General features: G+C 37.3%; 18 protein-coding genes. 8 read left to right on the plus strand and 10 right to left on the minus strand.

The window, feature by feature from the left end; genetic code table 11:
* Positions 1-18: 18 nt before the first annotated feature.
* Positions 19-1,371, minus strand: a complete 1,353-nt coding sequence (locus GGG_RS0105360; RefSeq protein ID WP_010112867.1) for a dicarboxylate/amino acid:cation symporter — start codon at positions 1,369-1,371, stop codon at positions 19-21.
* 443 nt (positions 1,372-1,814) lie between these two features.
* Here GGG_RS0105360 and GGG_RS0105365 point away from each other — a divergent pair, with 443 nt between their 5' ends.
* Positions 1,815-2,810, plus strand: a complete 996-nt coding sequence (locus tag GGG_RS0105365) for a glycosyl transferase family protein (protein WP_010112868.1) — start codon at positions 1,815-1,817, stop codon at positions 2,808-2,810.
* A 92-nt stretch (positions 2,811-2,902) separates the two neighbouring features.
* Here the strand turns inward: GGG_RS0105365 and GGG_RS0105370 are convergent, their stop codons facing one another.
* Entirely contained in the window at positions 2,903-3,169 is a 267-nt protein-coding gene (locus GGG_RS0105370; protein WP_010112869.1) for a YeaC family protein, read from the minus strand.
* Positions 3,170-3,171: 2 nt separating this feature from the next.
* A complete protein-coding gene (locus GGG_RS0105375) occupies positions 3,172-4,110 on the minus strand; it encodes an NAD(+) kinase (protein WP_029574458.1) in 939 nt (312 codons plus the stop codon).
* Between the two features lie 158 nt (positions 4,111-4,268).
* Here GGG_RS0105375 and mrcB point away from each other — a divergent pair, with 158 nt between their 5' ends.
* Positions 4,269-6,671, plus strand: coding sequence for a penicillin-binding protein 1B (gene mrcB, locus GGG_RS0105380; RefSeq protein WP_010112871.1), 2,403 nt, complete (start codon positions 4,269-4,271; stop codon positions 6,669-6,671).
* A 39-nt stretch (positions 6,672-6,710) separates the two neighbouring features.
* Positions 6,711-7,277 (plus strand): lipopolysaccharide assembly protein LapB, encoded by a 567-nt coding sequence (locus GGG_RS0105385; protein WP_010112873.1) that lies wholly within the window; start codon positions 6,711-6,713, stop codon positions 7,275-7,277.
* Positions 7,278-7,311: 34 nt separating this feature from the next.
* Here GGG_RS0105385 and GGG_RS0105390 read toward each other — a convergent pair whose 3' ends face one another.
* On the minus strand, positions 7,312-8,220 hold the full coding sequence (locus tag GGG_RS0105390) for an NUDIX domain-containing protein (RefSeq protein WP_010112875.1): 909 nt from the start codon (positions 8,218-8,220) through the stop codon (positions 7,312-7,314).
* A 139-nt stretch (positions 8,221-8,359) separates the two neighbouring features.
* Here GGG_RS0105390 and hemP point away from each other — a divergent pair, with 139 nt between their 5' ends.
* Complete coding sequence (gene hemP / locus GGG_RS0105395) at positions 8,360-8,530, plus strand: hemin uptake protein HemP (protein WP_010112877.1); 171 nt, start codon at positions 8,360-8,362, stop codon at positions 8,528-8,530.
* A gap of 113 nt (positions 8,531-8,643) precedes the next feature.
* On the opposite strand, the gene GGG_RS0105400 is transcribed toward hemP, so the two are convergent.
* The 6 genes from GGG_RS0105400 to GGG_RS0105425 all read right to left on the minus strand — a co-directional run bounded on the left by GGG_RS0105400 (position 8,644) and on the right by GGG_RS0105425 (position 16,124).
* Complete coding sequence (locus GGG_RS0105400; RefSeq protein ID WP_029574459.1) at positions 8,644-9,978, minus strand: sensor histidine kinase KdpD; 1,335 nt, start codon at positions 9,976-9,978, stop codon at positions 8,644-8,646.
* A 28-nt stretch (positions 9,979-10,006) separates the two neighbouring features.
* Positions 10,007-10,672 carry a response regulator transcription factor gene (locus GGG_RS0105405; RefSeq protein ID WP_010112880.1) on the minus strand — a complete coding sequence of 222 codons (666 nt, stop codon included), beginning with the start codon at positions 10,670-10,672 and terminating at the stop codon, positions 10,007-10,009.
* 120 nt (positions 10,673-10,792) lie between these two features.
* Positions 10,793-11,155 carry a NirD/YgiW/YdeI family stress tolerance protein gene (locus GGG_RS0105410; RefSeq protein WP_010112883.1) on the minus strand — a complete coding sequence of 121 codons (363 nt, stop codon included), beginning with the start codon at positions 11,153-11,155 and terminating at the stop codon, positions 10,793-10,795.
* Between the two features lie 544 nt (positions 11,156-11,699).
* The gene (locus GGG_RS0105415; protein WP_010112884.1) at positions 11,700-13,457 is read right to left on the minus strand and encodes a GspE/PulE family protein; all 1,758 of its coding nucleotides are present in this window, start codon (positions 13,455-13,457) and stop codon (positions 11,700-11,702) included.
* 420 nt (positions 13,458-13,877) lie between these two features.
* On the minus strand, positions 13,878-14,663 hold the full coding sequence (locus tag GGG_RS0105420) for a 3-hydroxybutyrate dehydrogenase (RefSeq protein WP_010112885.1): 786 nt from the start codon (positions 14,661-14,663) through the stop codon (positions 13,878-13,880).
* A gap of 36 nt (positions 14,664-14,699) precedes the next feature.
* On the minus strand, positions 14,700-16,124 hold the full coding sequence (locus GGG_RS0105425) for a GntP family permease (protein ID WP_010112886.1): 1,425 nt from the start codon (positions 16,122-16,124) through the stop codon (positions 14,700-14,702).
* A gap of 582 nt (positions 16,125-16,706) precedes the next feature.
* Between GGG_RS0105425 and GGG_RS0105430 the strand changes: the two genes are divergently transcribed.
* From GGG_RS0105430 to GGG_RS21330, 4 genes are all read left to right on the plus strand, one after another.
* Entirely contained in the window at positions 16,707-17,588 is an 882-nt protein-coding gene (locus GGG_RS0105430) for a LysR family transcriptional regulator (RefSeq protein ID WP_010112887.1), read from the plus strand.
* A gap of 660 nt (positions 17,589-18,248) precedes the next feature.
* A complete protein-coding gene (locus GGG_RS0105435; protein ID WP_010112888.1) occupies positions 18,249-18,953 on the plus strand; it encodes a CoA transferase subunit A in 705 nt (234 codons plus the stop codon).
* Positions 18,954-18,956: 3 nt separating this feature from the next.
* A complete protein-coding gene (locus tag GGG_RS0105440; RefSeq protein ID WP_010112889.1) occupies positions 18,957-19,595 on the plus strand; it encodes a CoA transferase subunit B in 639 nt (212 codons plus the stop codon).
* Between the two features lie 345 nt (positions 19,596-19,940).
* Positions 19,941-20,360, plus strand: coding sequence for a DUF6531 domain-containing protein (locus GGG_RS21330; protein WP_029574460.1), 420 nt, complete (start codon positions 19,941-19,943; stop codon positions 20,358-20,360).
* The last annotated feature ends 352 nt before the right edge of the window (positions 20,361-20,712 follow it).

Below are 20,712 nucleotides of genomic sequence, written 5' to 3' on the forward strand. Positions count from 1 at the left end.
AATGAATCAATATTAACCTTATGCTTTTACTGCTTCATCCTTAGACTCTTCAAGCATTTTACGATCAACTTCAGCAGGATTATTTAATGCTTCATTAAATTTTTCCATATCGAGTTTACCGACCCATTTAGCCACAACAATCGTCGCTAAAGAGTTACCAATCAAGTTCGTCAATGCACGTGCTTCAGACATAAAACGGTCAATACCAAGAATCAGTGCCAAACCAGCTACAGGAATATTCCCTACCGCTGCCAACGTCGCTGCCATCACGATAAAGCCCGAACCTGTCACACCCGCAGCGCCTTTTGATGAAATCAATAAAACTGCAAGTAAGGTAATTTCATGCCAAATATCTAAATGCGTATTGGTTGCTTGCGCAATGAAGATCGCAGCCATCGTCAAGTAAATAGACGTACCATCAAGGTTAAACGAATAACCTGTTGGAATAACTAAACCAACTACTGATTTTTCACAACCAGCAATCTCAAGTTTTTTCAACATACGTGGCAGAACAGATTCAGAAGAAGACGTACCTAAAACAATCAATAATTCTTCACGAATCATACGAATCATTTTTAAAATACTAAATCCGCAGAAACGACTAATCGAACCTAAGACAATGAAGATGAACAATAAGCAAGTCACATAGAAGCACAAAATTAATTGGAATAATTGCGCCAAACTGCCAATACCATACTTACCAATGGTAAATGCCATCGCCCCAAATGCACCAATCGGCGCAAGTTTCATAATCATATTCACAATGTTAAAGAACACATGCGAAATCTGATCAATAAACTTCAATACTGGTTTACCTGCATCACCTAATTTATGTAAGGCAAAACCGAATAACAATGCAAATAGCAACACTTGCAGAATTTCACCTTCTGCAAATGCACCTACAACGGTGTTTGGAATAATATGTAAAAGGAAATCAACTGTAGATTGTGATGCGCCAGACTCTACATACTTACTGATACCACTGGTATCTAAAGTTGCAGGATCGACGTTCATACCCACGCCTGGTTTAGCAATGTTAATCACCACCAAACCAATGATTAAAGCAATTGTGGAAACAATTTCAAAGTAAAGCAGTGCAATACCACCTGTTTTACCAACAGATTTCATGCTTTCCATACCTGCTATACCGCTTACAACTGTACAGAAAATGACTGGTGCAATAATCATTTTAATAAGCTTGATAAACGCATCACCCAATGGTTTTAGTTGTTCACCCAAACCTGGAATATGTTTTTCAACGCCATTAATCAGTTGCGTGCCACTCGGGAAATAATGCCCGACTAACACACCCAAAATAATAGCGACAATCACTTGAAAATAAAGTGATTTATACAGTGGTTTTTTAGCCATAATAGTAACTTCTGTCTTTATTTCTATATGCAGAAATATCCGTCTTTCCACGTGCATGCGTAGCACACGCCCTTAAGTCCCTTTAAAACGATAAGGGTGGGAGAAGATTTTGAAAATAAAAAGTCCCTTCAGAAGACATCGGTTTTCTGAAAATCGTGCATACTAGCTACAAGCTAACTATGAAGTGTTATTTGAAACTATTTATTAGAAAAATAAAATAATTCCAAATAAATGTAGATTGGGAGTCAATAAATATCAAAAATATGAAACGGGCTAAGTTTAATGAATTTTCTCTTCTCAAACTTCCTCCGTAAGCGGGAGTGTTTAAATATCCATCGATTTATCATTAGACCTTAGTCGAATAAAACTTATCACTGTATTTTCTGCTCAGATTTATGTCATAGTGTTTAACACACGGCTTAGATCAAATTCGTCATTTCATCATGAACACAAAACGTAATCTTTATAAAGACTTTGAGCATCCATTTGCACAGTATGTTCGCATTATTGGAAAAGGGAAAAATGGTGCACGATCATTAACTTATGATGAAGCCTATCATGCTTTTTCAATGATTTTAAAGAATGAAGTTTTAGATGTTCAGCTTGGTGCTTTTTTGATGTTGCTCAGAGTGAAAGAGGAATCTGTCGATGAACTTGCAGGTTTTGTTCAAGCAACCAAAGATCAATTGAACTTCCAACCTTTAAGTGTTGACCTAGATTGGTCGTCTTATGCAGGTAAACGTAAACATTATCCTTGGTTTTTACTGGCTGCACTGACACTGGCCAAACATGGTTACAATATTGTCATGCATGGCGCATCTGGGCATACCATTAACCGAATTTATACAGAACAAGTTTTAGAATATTTAGGCTACCCGATTTGCCAAAATGAACAGCAAGTCGCAGAACAGTTAAAAACTCAACATTTTGCTTACTTACCACTTGAGGTAATTTCACCGATCCTGAGTGAATTAATTAGCCTTAGAAATGTCATGGGTTTGCGCTCCCCCATTCATACACTTGCTCGTTTAATCAATCCATTTAATGCAAAAGCAACGTTGCAAGCCATTTTCCACCCTGCTTATCGTAGTTCGCATCAACAAGCTGCTTTTAAATTGGGTTATCAAAATAGTGCTGTGATTAAAGGCGAAGGTGGTGAATTTGAACGTAATCCAGATGCCAAAACGTTAATTTGCGGAATTAAAAATGGCGAACTCTATGAATATGAATTGCCAAAACTGACGAATAATCGTAGCCCTGTAGAAGAAGAACTGGATTTAGCAGTATTTAAAGCCGTTTGGGAAGGCTCACAACATCATGAGTATGGTGAAGTTGCAGTGATTGAAACCATCGGAATTGCACTGTACACCATGGGTGTGGTGAGTGATTTTGATGAAGCGATGGTGAAAGCAAGAGAACTTTGGGCAACACGTTTTTAAGCTGATATAGAACGAAAATGAATCAGTTATGAACCACAGCTATTTAAGCTATAGCTGTGGTTCAATCTATTACACCATTAAACGATTACACATCAAACAAAACGAATCGGTTTAAACTCAGGTTCAGGCACATGAGAATCACACTCTTCGCCTTCTTCCTTATGTCCTTTATCAATATAACCTGTACGCTCTTTTTCAGGTACATTTTGATGTTCCCAAGCAATCACAGCTTGCATACATGTTTGACGTTGCTCAGCAGTCAAAGCAACACCATTTGGCCATTTACCAATTTCGACTGCCGTTTTTAAACGCTCAACAATATCTGCATCTAAAATAGAAAGCATTTGTTCAATATTCATGGTCAATCCTGCTGAAATGAATCAAAATCTTGATTCCAACCAAGTTTCGTGCGACATGCCATATAGAAGTCATAACCTGGTGGATGTAAGAGTATTAGTTTGAATGGATGTTTACGAATATGCAAACTATCGCCGACATTTAATGAAACACTGTGTTGCCCATCGGCACTGACCATAGGCAATACACGATTTTCACGAATTAAAATTTTGATTTCACTGTGCCCACCCACAACAATTGGGCGTGATGATAATGTATGCGGATGCATTGGGACTAAAGCGATAGCATCCATACTCGGATGAAGAATAGGCCCACCGCCCGACAGTGCATAAGCAGTCGAACCTGTTGGTGTCGAAACGATCAAACCATCACTGTGTTGACGGTACACATATTGCCCGTCGATATTTAATTCGAAATCAATCATATGTACCGATTTACCTGAATGAAGCACCACATCATTCAAAGCAATCGCATCATAAATCGTTTCATTTTTACTACGAATTTCAATTTCTAATAAGAAACGACGATCCAGTTGAAAATCACCTTTTAAAACTTGATCAAGTTTAAAAATCACTTCTGTCGGCTTAATATCTGTGAGAAAGCCCAAACGACCACGGTTTACGCCCAATACAGGCGTATTATGTTTAACCAATGCACGTGCAGCATGGAGTAACGACCCATCCCCCCCCACTACGATCACAAGATCAGCAACTTCACCTAACAATGCTTTACTGACTTTTTGCGTATTTTCATAAGGAACGAGTTCTGCCGTATCCGTATCAAAAATGGGATGCAAACCTAGACTCAGTAAATGATCATGAATAAGGCATAATGTATCGACTACAGAGTTTTTATCTGGTCGCCCAATTAACCCAATGTTACGAAATGTCTTTGGTGAAATTTGCACAGGTGCTGTGGCTCCATTGAAATTCTGAGCTATAATAACACTTTCAGAATATTTTTATAAAATCATTCCTCAATGAAAAATAATCGGAATGTTTAAAAAGTCTTTAAATTTGTGTATTTCACAGTTTTATTATTGCAAATTTAAGAAAAGCTTCGCATGATTAACGAAAATAAACTGGGCATTATCATCTATATATGAAGACCGAACGTGGTATTGGCTTAATTGCACTGATTTTTTGTGTATTAGTAATTGCAGCATTTCTCGCATTTAGTATCTACCTTATCAAGCTCGATAATGTGATTCGGGACAAATTTGAAGGCAATCGTTGGGATATTCCAGCGAAGGTTTTTGCTCGTCCTTTAGAAATCTACGCAACTGCGCCAATCGCCCAAAATGAGTTTGAACAAGAACTCAAATTACTCGGTTATAAAAGTAGTGATAGTTATACCAAATCAGGAAGTTATCTGACTCAAGCCAATTCTGTCTATGTGCATACACGTGGTTTTGACTATGGTGACAGCGTTGATCCTGAGCAAGTTTTACAAGTAACTTTTACTGACGATACGGTTGCTGATGTTAAAGCCACAAAACCGACCAATACAGGTATTGCACGTTTAGAGCCGATGTTGATTGGCGGAATTTATCCTCAACATAATGAAGATCGTGTACTGATTAAACTGGATAAAGTTCCAAAGCCTTTGATTGAAGCTTTGATCGCAACTGAAGACCGTAACTTTTACCATCATCATGGGATTTCGTTCCGTGGTACGGCACGGGCTTTAGTGAGTAACGTTACAGGTGGTAAGCGCCAAGGTGGTTCTACACTCACGCAGCAGTTAGTTAAAAATTTCTTCTTAACCCCTGAAAAAACCCTAAAACGTAAAGTCAATGAAGCCTTGATGTCACTGTTATTAGAGTTGCATTACAGTAAAGATGAAATTTTAGAAGCTTACTTAAATGAAGTAAATCTAGGGCAAAGTGGTAACTATTCTGTGAATGGCTATGGCTTGGCATCACAGTTTTATTTCGGTCTACCATTGCGTGAACTCAATATTTCGCAACAAGCATTCTTAGTCGGCTTAGTACAAGGACCAACTTTATATAATCCTTGGAAAAATCCTGAAAGTGCGAAAAAGCGCCGCGATATTGTTCTCAACAATATGTTAGTGATGGGTTATTTAGACCAAGCACAGTATGAAAAAGAAATTGCTCGTCCATTAAATGTGGTGAGTAAACCAACTGTAGGTACAGCAAGATTCCCTGACTTTTTAGATATTGTCCGTCGTCAATTGAAAACGGAATATCAAGAGTCTGATTTAACCAATCAAGGTTTAAGAATTTTCACCACCCTTGATCCAATTGCACAGACCAAAGTTCAAAATAGTTTTAGAGAAACCGTAGCGCGCTTAGCCAATGCGAATCCTTCACGATTAAAAGATTTACAAGGTGCCATTTTAATTTCACACCCTGAAAATGGTGAATTGATTGCTGCAGTCGGCTCAACTCAAGAGTTTACTGGTTTTAACCGCACCTTAGATGCAAAACGTCAGGTCGGCTCACTACTCAAACCTGTGATTTATTTAAATGCTTTAGAGTCAGGACGTTACAACTGGGCAAGTCCAATTGAAGATTCACCGATTAGCCTACCTGTAGATGGTAATAAATCATGGACACCAAAAAATTATAGTGGTGGAGGTCATGGCTTTGTTCCTTTATCTCAGGCGCTAGCACATTCCTACAACTTATCTGCGGTACGTTTAGGAAATGAGTTTGGTGTTTCTTCATTTAAGAATAATTTAACTAAATTTGGTGTGACTTCTAACATTCCAAACTACCCTTCTATTTTCTTGGGTGCTGTTGATATGTCACCAATGGAAATTCTGAGTATTTATGGGAACTTTGCGACAGGTGGATTTAAATATCCAAATAAAGCCATTCGCACTGTAGTAGATGCAAATGGGCGATTACTTGAACGTTTCGGCTTAAATGTACAACAAACCATAGATCCTTCTGCTGCATATTTACTGAATTATGGTTTACAACAAGTCATGGCAACAGGTACTGGTAAGGCAGCCTACAACACCCTTCCTGCTGATTTAAAACTTGCAGGAAAATCAGGTACAACCAATGATACACGTGACTCTTGGTTTGCCGGCTATTCGGGGAATAACTTGGCTGTGGTTTGGTTAGGACTAGACAATAATAAAGTCACTGGACTGACAGGCTCATCAGGTGCATTACCTGTTTGGATTAATGCAATGAAACAACTACGCCAAAAACCTGTAAATATACGTCAACCTGATGAAATTTCATGGCAATGGATTGATTCTGCAACAGGTGAATTATCTGCACAAGGTTGTGGTGGTGCAATGTATATTCCGTTGTTACGTCATACTGTACCAAACACAGCAACAGAATGTGGCATGCCGCATTACCAAGTAGACCCACAATACATTCCCGATACACAACAAAACGCATCTCAACCACAGACTAACGATAGTATAGAAAACTATATTCGCGAAAGTGAAACTGACATGGATCAAGATTTATCTAATTCGAGAGGACGTGTCATTTCAAGTGGTAGTTTTCAAAACTAGACATTGATCTAGTTTTGATGAACTTTTAGATGAGTGCTTATGATTAATCGTTATACAAAATATGCTGTAAGTTTAGGTATTATTTTGGCTTTGGTGGGCTGTCAAACAACACCTCAACAGAAAGCCAAAACAAGCAAACCTGTTGGAAAGCCAAAAGCAACACATACTGTTCCAACACCAGACGGCGTGAAAATCACGCCTTATGATCATCCTGAAATTAAACGTGAAAAAGTGCCTGTTGTGATTCCACAGCAGAAAGCAAAATCACAAAAATTGGATGATGGTCAAAGTATTCCTGCGTATAAAAATTTGATGCAACAAACTCAATTGGCATTTCAAAAAGGTCAATGGGATGCTGCTGAACGTAGCGCATTACAAGCTCAACGCCTAGCACCACAATCTGCTGAAACATTTTTATATCTAGCACGCATTGCCAATCAGAAAAAACAGTATGCCAATGCAGAATCATTGGCACGGCGAGGTTTGGCTTTTGCCCAAGGTTCAGCACAGAAAAAAATGTTCTGGAATGTCATTTTGCAATCAGGGCAACAATTGAAGAATCAACAAACAGTTGCAGAAGCATTACGCCAACTGCAAAGTTTGTAATGAGTTTAAAGCTCACATTGAATCGCACAATAATTTAAAAATGACGAATTCCAGCAATGCCATATGCATAGTTTTGTTGCGCAAGTTCTAAGTCATTCTGAGTTAAGCCACCCAGTGCAAAGACTGGAATATCACAAGTCTTTGCATAGCTCGAAAAGTTTTCCCAACCCAACGGCACTGTTTCTGAATGAGTCTGTGTTTTTAATACAGGGCTTAAAGTCACCGCATCAAAACCCAATTGTTGCGCATGTTGTAAAGACACGAGATCATGACATGCAGCGATACAACGGATTCCGATAGGTAATTGCCCTACTGTTAAATTCATCAATTGATGCTGTTTAAAGTGAATCGTTCCTATCTTTTTTTGTATCGCTTCAGACAATTGTTGCCACACATCAATATTTACTATCAACTGAGATAAATCATCCTGATTTGAACTGTAAAACTGATTTAATTGCGTAATTGCCTCTTGGTTAGACTCTATTCTCCAATAGAACAGTTGATCATTTTTTCTAGTTGTATAAGCCGATAATTGATCTGAAATTTTGATCTGATGTGACCAATATAAACGCTGAATAATATCTTTATTGGCTTTAGGGAAATTTAATTCCAATAACTGATCACGTGTGTACCACGCCCAAGGCTTTTGAATATCTGCTAAATATTTTTCAGGAACAGTTGCATGGAAAATATGTAAGAAAACTTCAACATCTTCATAATCATGATGAATCACATCAAATGCATGCCATTGTTGAATACCAATCCCCACCTCTTCAAATATTTCTCGACGACAGGCGCCTACAGGTGTTTCTCCTTCTTCAACCTTGCCACCTGGAAACTCATATTTATTGCCCTGATGCTGATCTGCATTACGCCATCCAACCAGTACTTTCCCACGATAAAATAACAATCCGATTGCAACATGTATGCTGGGCTTAAACATAAACTGACTCATCCAAGGTTTTAAGAATTGTAAGGAATTATAGATATTTTATAAATCATAAAAATTATCGTTGACAGATCTATTCGATAATGATTATCATTTAAATTACTTGAACAGCACCCCACTCGGAGTAATAACAATGAACGCACCTTTTAGCCTATTCACACGTAACAACGAAGCTCATCAATCTCTTCCAATGTTACATTCAAACAATCTATTTGCCCTAGGACGTGAAATTCGTATTATGCATGCAGGTGAAGAATACCGTTTACGTTTAACACGTAATAATCGTTTAATTTTAACCAAATAACAAAAACAACAAGCTGAAAAACAAAAAACGTGGGAACAAGCAGTATGAATCAGCGCATACTGCTTTTTACGTATTCCTTTAATACTTTAAGATATGTTTATTGAATAAAAAAATTAATGTAAATACAAAGTGACATTTAAACCGCCATATTCTGATGACTTAAATTCAATCTGTCCTTGATGCAAAGCGATAATTTTCTTACAAATCGATAAACCTAAGCCAGAACCTTGCGTTTGTGTTCCCAAAGCTCGATAGAAACGTTCACCCAAACGATCCAAAACGTCTTGCGTCACGCCCTGTCCATCATTTTCAATTTCAAAGAAAATTTGATTATTTAAATGCCCAAAGCAAATATAAATATGACCATGTATCGGACTGTAGCGAATTGCATTATCCATTAAATTTCGAATACAAATAAATATAAGCTCTGCATTTGCATAAATTTTGCAATCTTCACCATCTATATGAATTTGAATTTGTTTTTCATCAACCAATGGTTCAAGTGTTTTTAATACATCCTGTGTTAATGTGTCGACACTTATCCAATTTCTAGGCAGTTGTACCTCATCCATCGGGTCTAAACGTGCCAACAATAATAAATTTTCTAAAACTTGTGTTCCTCGATTCACATCATTTTGAATCAATTGTAATTGCGACTTTAATTCAGGTATTTCAGTATATTGACGTTGTAAAAGTTGTAACCGCATCTGTATTGCAGAAAGTGGCGAGCGTAATTCATGTGAAGCATCGGCTGTAAATCGCTGTTCTGCAATCAATGACTGATCCAACCGGGTCAGCATTTGATTTAACTGATTCACCATCGGCTGTAATTCTTTTAATTCAGGTTGCGGTTGGTGGATCAAGCTTAAATCATGAGCACTTTTTTCAGCAATATCTTTAGACAACTGCTGAATGGGTTTAAATTGTTTTTTGATTAAAAAATGTGAAATGCCCCATTGCATTAACCATAAGCTAAATAAAATAAGAAGATAACTGATGAAACTTTGTGATAAATCCTTAAAACGGATATCTAAGGGCTGAGTCACCAATACATTTAATTTTGTTTCGTGATCAAACGCTTGATAACTACGCCATAGTTTGTGTTCAAACCAAATATATGAATAACCTTCTTGCTGATTAGACTTCTTATTAGCTTGAGCATGTAAATCAAATTGAGCAGATTGCGTCAAAAGCATCGTTTGATTGGATAATTGATACTGGATATCAAACTCTTCACTCAACTCATCAATCTGTGATCCTGATGTTGTACTTAAATCAGAAATCATCAACATATCTGCAATTTCATCCATGATTTCATCTTGAACTTGCATGGTTTGGTAGATGGAAAGACCTATCAGCAAAATGAAAGCAACAAGCCCCGCAACCACCGAACTTAACATTGAAGTTTTGATCAATTTAGACTGTAATGACACTGCTGATTGGGTCATGTTTAATCCTACATTTTCACTCATGTCTTCATTTATTTTCTTGATTCATACGATAGCCAAGACCACGAATTGTCTTAATCATGTGGCTGCCTATTTTCTTCCTTAATTGATAAATAAATACTTCAATAGCATTACTCTCAATTTCATCTCCCCACGCATAGAGTGATTCTTCAAGTTGTTCTCGAGTTATGATATGTTCAGGTTTGATCATTAACCGATATAAAATTTGGAATTCTTTTGCAGTCAAATTTACAACTTGCTCATTTTGTAAAACTGTTTTTGCTTGTGTATCTAAAATGAGGTTTGCATATTTAATTTCATGCTGACCTGAGGTTTGAGTTTGCCTTAATTGTGCACGCACCCGAGCGGATAATTCTTCAAGACTAAAAGGTTTAACCAAATAATCATTTGCGCCTAAATCCAAACCTTGCACACGATCTTGAATACTGTCTTTTGCTGTAAGCAAAATCACAGGAATATCATGATGTTTTTGTTTGAGAGTTTTAAGAACTTCATCACCTGAAGCCTGGGGTAAACCACGGTCTAACAATACGCAGTCATATTGATGTTGCTCAATCGCCAAAATTGCGTAATCACCACGCTCAACCCAATCGACATTATAGCCATCCATTTCTAGCCAAGCTTTAATGCTCTCAGCTTGTGATACATCGTCTTCTGCCAGTAATAAACGCATCTAAAATCTCTCAATCATTGATCATATTTTATGGTTATAACGCTACTTTACATCAAGAAACCACATGATGGCTCATGTGGTTTTAGGAGAATATCAGGCTATTTTTCGGATAAATACATATTAAAATTTAACGCTATCTACATCAATTTCAACACGTTTTAGTGGTTTATAATCAATATCAACCTCACCGATCAGCGTCACTGGTGTATTCGCTGAAATAGGTTTGCCCTGCCATAATTCATCATCAATATCGACAGTGATTGAGCCTGTGCTATCACGGAATTGATATTTTTCATCGCCTGTCGCTTTTACAACATGACCACGAAGTTGAACCTTACTATTGTCTTTCATCGTTAAAGCTTGCTTTACCGTGGTTAAACTTGGTGTAAGTGCAGATTGATTCACTGCTGTTGTATTGGCACTTGCAAGTGTTGTTGTAGCAATCAAACCTAACGCTAAAATTGTTTTATTCAATACATTCATCTTCAAACTCACTCAATGTTGATCATTTCAATTTCAATAAAGTCATTTAAACAAATCAACATGAGGTGAATCTTAAGATTTCTTCAAATTCAAATCTAAGCAAATTTCAATTCAACGCTATATTTACAATTCTTTATTTAACCTGAGTTCGGAATAAGATATGTTCCCAACTATATGATACGCGGAAACGTCAGTCGCATTGTTCGAGGCATGAGGAATATATTCCGCAAGATCTGCAATATACTGTTTTTGCGATATATTAGGTACTTGATAGTATCTGTCGAGTTGGCGACTCTTGCGCTGCTTTAATCACAGCTCAGGTTTTGCCATTGCGTGGCAGTGCCACTCATCCCGAAAGCCTTGCGAGGTAGTACCTCTCAGGTCGAACCTGAACAAGATTGAAATATATTTCAAGCGAAGTGCAAGACGAAGTGGGTTAATCCTTGCATTTGACTTTTAAATGGTAAGACTCCGCTGTGCCTAATCTATCTTTTCAATAACTTACATCAAAGTTTATCCCGAACTGACGTTTTATTTACAATGCTTAGTTTAACGGCACAACCCTTAACACTTCTTCTAAAGTTGTCGTACCCTCTAACACCTTTCGAGCACCACTAATGCGTAAAGGTTCAATGCCTTCTTTCTTCGCCTGAGCACGTAAATCATCTAAAGTCGCATTAGCACTGATTTTTTGTTTAGCTTCTAAACTGACAGGCATGAATTCATAGATCCCCACTCGCCCTTTATATCCTGTATGACGACATTCTTCACAACCGACAGCTTTAAATACAAAATTAGGCATTTTGGTTTGATAACCAAAGGTTAAATGCTTCCATTCTTGTTCATTAATAAAAGTTTCTTGCTTACAATGCGGGCATAATTTTCGAACCAAACGCTGTGCAAGTACCCCGAGAATTGTAGCAGCAGTCAAAAATGGCTGAATACCCAAATCATGCAAACGGGTCAAACTTGAAGGTGCATCATTGGTATGTAAAGTCGATAAAACCAAATGACCTGTCAAAGCTGCTTGAATCGCCATATTTGCCGTATCTTGGTCACGAATCTCACCGACCATAATAATGTCAGGGTCTTGACGCATTAATGCACGAATACCATCAGCAAAGCCTAAATCAATGCCTTGATTCACCTGCATTTGGTTAAAACTTGGCTCTAACATCTCAATTGGATCTTCAATGGTACAGACATTGACTTGTTCAGTTGCTAACTGTTTCAGTGATGAATATAAAGTCGTGGTTTTACCCGAACCTGTTGGGCCTGTAACCAGAATAATCCCATGACTATGCTGCGTTAAACTATGCCACTGTTCTAATAAATGCTCATCGAAACCGAGTTGCTGAAAACTGCGTACCAACACTTCTGGGTCAAAAATACGCATCACTAACTTTTCACCAAAAGCAGTCGGTAAAGTTGAAAGACGTAATTCTGTTTCTTGCCCTTTCGGCGTACGTGTTTTCAAGCGTCCATCTTGAGGTTTACGCTTTTCCGCAACATTCATACGACCTAGAATTTTAATCCGTGAGATCACAGCAGTCAGTGTATTAGCAGGCATGTTATAAATAGTATGCAATACCCCATCAATTCGGAAACGGATCTTACCTTTTTCCTTACGCGGTTCTAAGTGAATATCACTAGCACCTTGTTCAAAAGCAAACTGTAAAACCCAATCGACCAGTTTGACAATATGCTGATCATTGGCATCTGGGTTTTGCGTATCTCCCAATTGTAAAAGTGCTTCGACACCTTTATTCTCTTTATCGTAATTGCCTGATTTTTGTGATGAACTAACCGCTTTACTGACTTGATAATATTCAACCAAATAGCGTTGCAATTGCTCAGGATTTAAAACCACACGTTCAATTTTTTTAGGGCTTAGACTGCGTTCTAAATTATTTACCCAATCTGTGATAAAAGGCTGTGCTGTACCAATGAGAATGGTGTCCGCAGTCACTCCGACTGCTAAAATTTTATTTCTCAGTGCGAACTCTTGTGACATCACCCCAGTCAAAGAAGTTACATCGGCTTTTAATGGATCTATGGTGAATAAATTCAGCTTGGATTTTTCAGCCAACCACTCGGTTAAATGCGTCAGTGTTAAACGTTTAACAGGGTCTTTTGCATCGACCAATTTAAAGCTCGCAATCCATTGTAAAGGATGCCATTTCAACTGATCACGCTGACGATGCGTTGTTTGCACCAATAGTTTTTCACGCTCTGTAATTCGACCGTCTTTTAATAATTGTTCTAAACACCATGTTGTATCAATTTCAAAATTAAATTGCATTGTTATATCCCCAAATCTAGCTCTACTATAGCAAAAATGAGCCTTTGGGTTTCCCTCATTTTCAATCATTTTCTAAAGCCATGAATGAAGAATAAATGCACATAACAATTTGATTGGTTCATTCAATCTATAGCGAATTGAATCGTAGGGAATATAAATTTAGAGAATGAATAAATTTGAAAATAAAAAAGAATTTTTTTTAAATACTGAACATACGACAACAATCTATAACGCTATAAAGGAACAATTGGATTCATTTTTTATGATGAGTTTTTTATCGTCAGTTTTTATATTTTACTTATTCAATCTAAACGATCAGTTCACTTTGCAAAAGCGCTGTTGTATAAATCACATAGCGAATAATCAAACACCATGCAACTTATACAACAAATAGGCAATCCACTAAATAACCAATAAAGATTATTGCGCAGTATAACCACCATCCATTACAACAGCTTGACCCGTTACACCACCTGCTTTTTCACTCGCCAAGAAGATTGCATAATCAGCAATCTCATCAACACTAAGCAAACGTTTTTGTGGCACCATTGCCAAAATAACATCTTCAAGCGCACTGCTTTCACTGACATTACGAGTTTTCGCAAGATCAGCAATTTGACCGCGAACCAGTGGCGTATCTACATAACCCGGACACAATGCATTCACGGTAATACCATCACGAGCAGCTTCAAGTGCCGCAACTTTGGTCAAACCAATGACACCATGTTTCGCACTGTTATAGCCCGATTTTCCAGCAAAACCAATTAAGCCGTTGATCGAAGCCATATTGATCACACGACCATACTTTTGCGCTTTCATGATTGGAAATGCATGCTTGATACCAATAAAAGAACCGACGAGCATAACATTTAACAATTTTTGGAAAGTTTCAGTTGGGAAATCTTCAATAGATGCAACATACTGAAAACCAGCATTATTGATCAAAATATCTAATCGCCCATAGGTCTTATGTGCTAAATCAATCGCAGCACCGTAGGCTGCTTCATTCGACACATCACAAGGAGCAGATAAGGCATCAAAACCTTCATTTTTCAGCGCCAAAACTGTTTCATCGCACTTTTCACTATTCATATCAGAAATAACGACTTTTGCACCTTCCAAGGCAAATTTTTTCGCTATTTCCAATCCAATTCCACTTGCTGAACCTGTGATAAATGCAACTTTGTCTTTTAGAATTTGACTCATTATTTACTCCCTATTTCAAAAATATTTTCTACAAAATTACACAATGCCGAACCATGTAAATGCTGCAATCGCAACAAATACGGCAATTGTTTTAATCACTGTAATCGCAAAAATATCTTTATAAGATTGTTTATGTGTAAGCCCTGTTACAGCAAGTAAGGTAATAACAGCACCATTGTGTGGAAGCGTATCCATACCACCAGACGCCATCGCAACAATACGATGCATCACTTCAGGTGGAATACCCATTGCAGTAATTGCAGCATTATATTGGTCTGCCATCGCACTCAGCGCAATACTCATACCACCTGATGCTGAACCTGTAATACCAGCTAACACGGTTGTGGTCACAGCACCATTGACCAAAGGATTCGTGAAGGTATGACCCAAAGCATGACTAATCACAGCAAAGCCCGGAAGCGCTGCAATAATGGCACCAAAACCATATTCAGATGCAGTGTTCATCACAGCCAATAACGAACCACCAATACTGGCATTTACACCTTCTTTAAAGCTGCTATACACACGACGGAAATCGAATAAAATAGCGGTAATAATACCAACGATTAAAGCTAGACCCACGGCCCAAATTGCCGACGTTTTCGCAACATCAACTGTATAATTTGCAAGACCAATCGCATTAAAATCAAAGCCGTTTGGATACCAAGTTTTGATTGCAGTTGATAGGTATTTATTGGTTACAGCCACTAAAATCAGTGGTACGAACGCCATGAATTGACGTAAGCCAGAACCATTTGAGAGATCAGTAGAAGCATTGTCTAATAATTGCTGTTCAGCGGCAGTCAGTGTAATACCTGAAGCAAAACCATCACCATTACGTGCAGCCACACGACGACGCCATTCAAGATAACTTAAACCAACACCTAGAACAAAAATCGCACCGATAATACCGAGGAAAGGCGCGGCATAAATATCTGTACCAAAGAAAGTCGTTGGGATCACGTTTTGGATTTGTGGTGTCCCTGGAAGCGCATCCATCGTAAAGGTGAATGCACCTAATGCAATCGTGCCTGGAATCAAACGCTTAGGAATATCTGCTTGTTTAAAGAGTTGATTTGCAAATGGATATACTGCAAATACAACCACAAACAAACTCACACCACTATAAGTTAGAATTGCGCCAAGCAATACCACTGTCAGCATGGCATTTTTAGAACCAATCAATTTAACAATGGTTTTAGCAATCGATTCGGCAATACCAGACATTTCAACGACTTTACCAAAGATCGCGCCCAGTAAAAATACAAGGAAATAGTCTTTAATAAAACCGACCATTTTCGGCATTAATACGCCTGAATAAAATGGTAAAACATTTGCTGGGTTAATCAATAATACGGCTAATAAGGCACAGATTGGTGCCATAAGAATTACAGAAAATCCTCTGTAAGCTGTATACATCAACAGCCCGAGAGAAAGTAAAATTACACCTAAATCCCACATATTTTACTCCATCCTTAAAGAATATATGTCCTTTTACAGCTTGAATATTTCTTTCAAATATATTTTCTAGACATTAAAATCCATTAACATCAATTTGTTAAAATCACTTTAACAATAACGACGATTGATCCATTGGCATAATTTTGCCAGTTTAAGCTTCTATAAAGCCTTAGATATTTATAAATCAAAGTAAGCATATTCAATTTATTGATTAAACTATAATGCATTTGATTCAGCTCATTATTTCAAAATAGTCATTGAGCAATAAGAAAAATTGATTAATTTAACCCTAGTACAATAATATGAGAAAAAGCGCATGAAATAACACGTAAAGTAAAGGACGCACTGACTGTTTGACGTAATCCACTTAAAAAAGAGACAAAATCATATCGCCTGATTTACTGAGTCCTTGAGAAAATTTTGCCAATCTATGTTTTACTGGACTGAACATAGATGTATGTCTCTTGAGTATTGAGCAAATAACCAATATCTTAAAAGTGTAGTATTTTTGCCCATTGAAAATAGATCAATATCTTTTTGATATATTGACAATTGTTTTTAAAAATTTGACTAGGTTGGACCATGACACTCAAACAATTAAAAGCTTTTTTAGTTCTCGCTCGTACTTTAAATTATGCCAATGCCGCAGATGAACTTTGTTTGAGCCAATCCGCTTTAAGTTTAAGTATCAAAACCTTAGAAGAAGAATTAGGTGGAAAATTATTTAAACGCAATACACGCCGAGTCGGTATTACACCTGAAGGTCAGTCCTTAATTCCCTATGCTAAAAAACTATTGGCGAATTGGGAGGACATGGAAAAAGATGTTAAACAGCGCTTTAAACTTCATCGGGGTACGTTGAATATCGCATCAATGCCTTTTGCGACACATTCAGTTTTACCTGCCGTCATGCATGATTTCTCCAAACAGCATCCAAATATCAGTTTTTCCATACATGATGTTACAAATGAAAATATTATTGAAAATGTGCAAGAAGGTATTTTTGAAATTGGTCTTTGCTACGAACCCACTCACAGTGAACAACTGACGTTTAAATTGTTATTTAAAGAAGATTTTGTCGCACTTGTCCCCAAAGATCATGCCTTGGCAAAACGTAAAAGTGTCTCCATGGCAGAGTTATGCTCCTACCCTTTTGTTACCTTGCAAAAGCCTTCGATTATTCGCCATGTCATTGAGCAAAATTGTCTTGAGAATAACTTGGTTTTAGACCTCAAAGTAGAATGTCATCAAATCAGCTCATTGTCTCATTTTGTCGCTTATGGCATGGGCGTCACTGCAATCCCTAGACATTTTCATAAATTTATAGATAAAGAACACAATGTCCTGATTGAAATTGATGAAGGGAATGTCTATTTGCCGCTTGGGGTGATCTATAAAAAAGATTTTGAATTGTCCAATATCTCCGCTCAGTTTATTGAAACATTATTAAAGCATCGATTTTAAAATTTTTGATCTGATGGCTTAACCATTCTTATTCTTAATAGATAAGAACATCTTGTTAGAAAATACTTTCTGAATCATGAATATGGATTGCTACAAATACAATGCTGTCTATTGCTTAGGCTATTTTAGATCGTGGAGCAATTTCCAAATCTCGAATAGCTATTATCAAAACAAAACCAATCAAACTCAGTATCAATATTTTAATGTTTAAAGTCCGCTGAAAGCTGTAGTTCTCTACATTTGAAATCGAACTCAAATCGCTTTTAGATTAACGTCAGTTCGGGATAAACTCTGATGTAAGTTATTGAAAAGATAGATCAAGCATAGCGGAGTCTTACCGTTTAAAGTCAGATGTAAGGATTAACCTTCGGTTCGACCTACTTTTCTTTCGGGAAAAGTAGGCAAAACCATTTGTCAGTCGCCAACTCGACAGATACCATCATGTATCTAATATTTTGCAAAAACAGTATATTGCTGATGTAGTCCTGCCTCAAACAATGCGACTGACGTTTCCGTGTATCTTATAGTTGGGAGTATATCTTATTCCGAGTTCAGGTTAGATTAATGAGTTTTTCTTATTGCACGTTAAAAACATTCAATTTCTAAAAAATCCCCTCAATGCTAATAATAAAATACACAAATGGACATAAGGTTATCAGGATGAATAAAGTCGTCGCGAGTGCTCAAGAAGCTTTAGCAGGTATTGTCAACAATAATCAGACCGTTGCTGTTGGTGGTTTTGGTTTATGTGGAATTCCCGAAGCATTAATTGATGCTTTAAAAGAAACTGGCGTTACGGGTTTAACCTGTATTTCAAACAATGCTGGTGTGGATGATTTTGGTTTAGGCAAATTACTACAAACCAAACAAATTAAAAAAATGATTTCTTCCTATGTTGGTGAAAATAAAGAATTTGAGCGTCAATATCTTAACGGTGAACTTGAAGTTGAACTGACACCTCAAGGCACTTTAGCTGAAAAATTACGTGCAGGTGGTGCAGGTATTCCAGCATTTTTCACACAAACAGGTGTAGGTACTCTCATTGCTGAAGGTAAAGAAGTCCGTGAATTTGACGGTAAAGAATATATTTTAGAACCGTCTTTAACTGCTGATCTTGCCCTTGTAAAAGCTTATAAAGCAGATAAAGCTGGAAACTTAGTCTTCCGTAAAACCGCACGCAACTTTAACCCTGAATGTGCGATGGCTGGAAAATTCACAATCGTTGAAGTAGAACAAATTGTAGAAATTGGTGAGATCGATCCGGATGATGTGCATCTGCCAGGTATTTATGTGAACCGAATTGTACTCAATGAAACACCTGAAAAACGCATTGAACAAATGACTTTAAAAGCAGCGGAGGCTTAAATCATGGCTTGGACACGTAATGAAATGGCGCAACGCGCTGCACTTGAGCTGGAAGATGGTTTTTATGTGAATTTAGGGATTGGTCTGCCGACGCTTGTTGCCAATTATATTCCTGAAGACGTTGATGTTTGGTTACAGTCTGAAAATGGTCTTTTGGGTATTGGTGAATTTCCGACTGAAGAAACAGTTGATGCAGACTTGATTAATGCGGGTAAGCAAACCATTACCATGAAAAAAGGTGCTGCTTTATTTTCTAGTGCTGAATCTTTTGCCATGATCCGTGGCGGTCATATCGATATCACTATTTTAGGTGCTATGGAAGTTTCTGAAAATGGTGATCTTGCAAACTGGATGATTCCAGGTAAAAAAGTCAAAGGTATGGGCGGTGCAATGGACTTGGTTGCAGGTGTTCGAAAAATTGTTGTGCTTATGGAACATAGTGCAAAAGATGGTAGCCCTAAAATTCTCAGTCAATGTAGCCTGCCTTTAACAGGTAAAGGTGTGGTTAATCGTATCATTACAGATTTGGGGGTAATGGACATTACCGCTGATGGTGTTAAGTTGGTCGAACTTGCTACCGATGTGAGCTTGGATCAAATTCAAGCTGCGACTGGGGTTGAATTGATTACGACTGGTTTGTAATTGTTTCAGTTTGAAGCAGCTTCGGCTGCTTTTATATATTCTAGATTCATATTTTAAATAAGTATAAAACTTTTCCGTTTCATGTCTCAAAAGCTTTTTCTTACGAAAGGGCAGATATGTTCTCGAACTAAAGAATATTCTGGCTTATACCATTGAAAGTAAACTACATTTTAATCATAAAAATAATTAATAACTTATTTAAACTAGCACAACTTATGAGTAACCCAACAAAAAAAAATACCTGATAAAGTCAAATAACCAAACTGTTAATCATTTTTCGATTGTTTTTTAAATTAAATTCAACCATAGTTAAGATATTATTAAAAATAACTTTATTTATTGACAATGAAAAACAATTTTCCAATAAGGTCATTCTATTCAGCACTCATATTTAGCCTGTATGCCTCATCTTCTTTCGCAGGCGTTGTGGACTTTAGCCAATGTGGTGCAAACTCTTCTTTCGCTATCGTCACTCAAAGCGAAGGACCAACCTATGCTTGTGGTGGGATCGACACTGGCGTTGGTAACCCTATCAATGTCCTCAATGGCAATAAGTTTGAAGCTGTGGAAGACTTTAAAGAACTTCCCTCCTTTAAAGGTCTCTCCTTCTCTCGGTTTTATAATAGCCAAAGTCATGCCAATACTCCTTTCGGCTATGGTTGGTACAGCTCTTTTAATCTTAAACTTTATGAACAACCCGATATTATCCAGATTCGTCTTGAATCTGGAAAACGTATCAATTTCAAAAAAATAGAATTAACTTAGGCAACAATCAGTTTGTTATTCGTGCCCTACCTCTCAATCCTTCCGATGGTTGGATTGAAAAGAAAATTGATGGTTCTGGGTGGGTATGGCACAAGACTCAATCCAATCAAGATTATTTCTTTCAGTATTTAGGTGGTAAAGATCCTCATCTAGCACACATCACCAAGATTACTGCTCTCGCAGATATTGAAAAAAATGATCCTACTCTGAATTTTTCTTTTGCTTATGATCAGCAACAGCGCTTAGTTAGTGTTAAAAATGGGCAAGGTCAGCAGCTTAATTTTGCTTATTCAACAACCAAGTTTGGTTTGCCTCAAATTGTTTTAACCACACCACTTGGTCAATATTTCTA

Source organism: Acinetobacter sp. P8-3-8, from assembly GCF_000214135.1.
Classification (GTDB): Bacteria; Pseudomonadota; Gammaproteobacteria; order Pseudomonadales; family Moraxellaceae; genus Acinetobacter.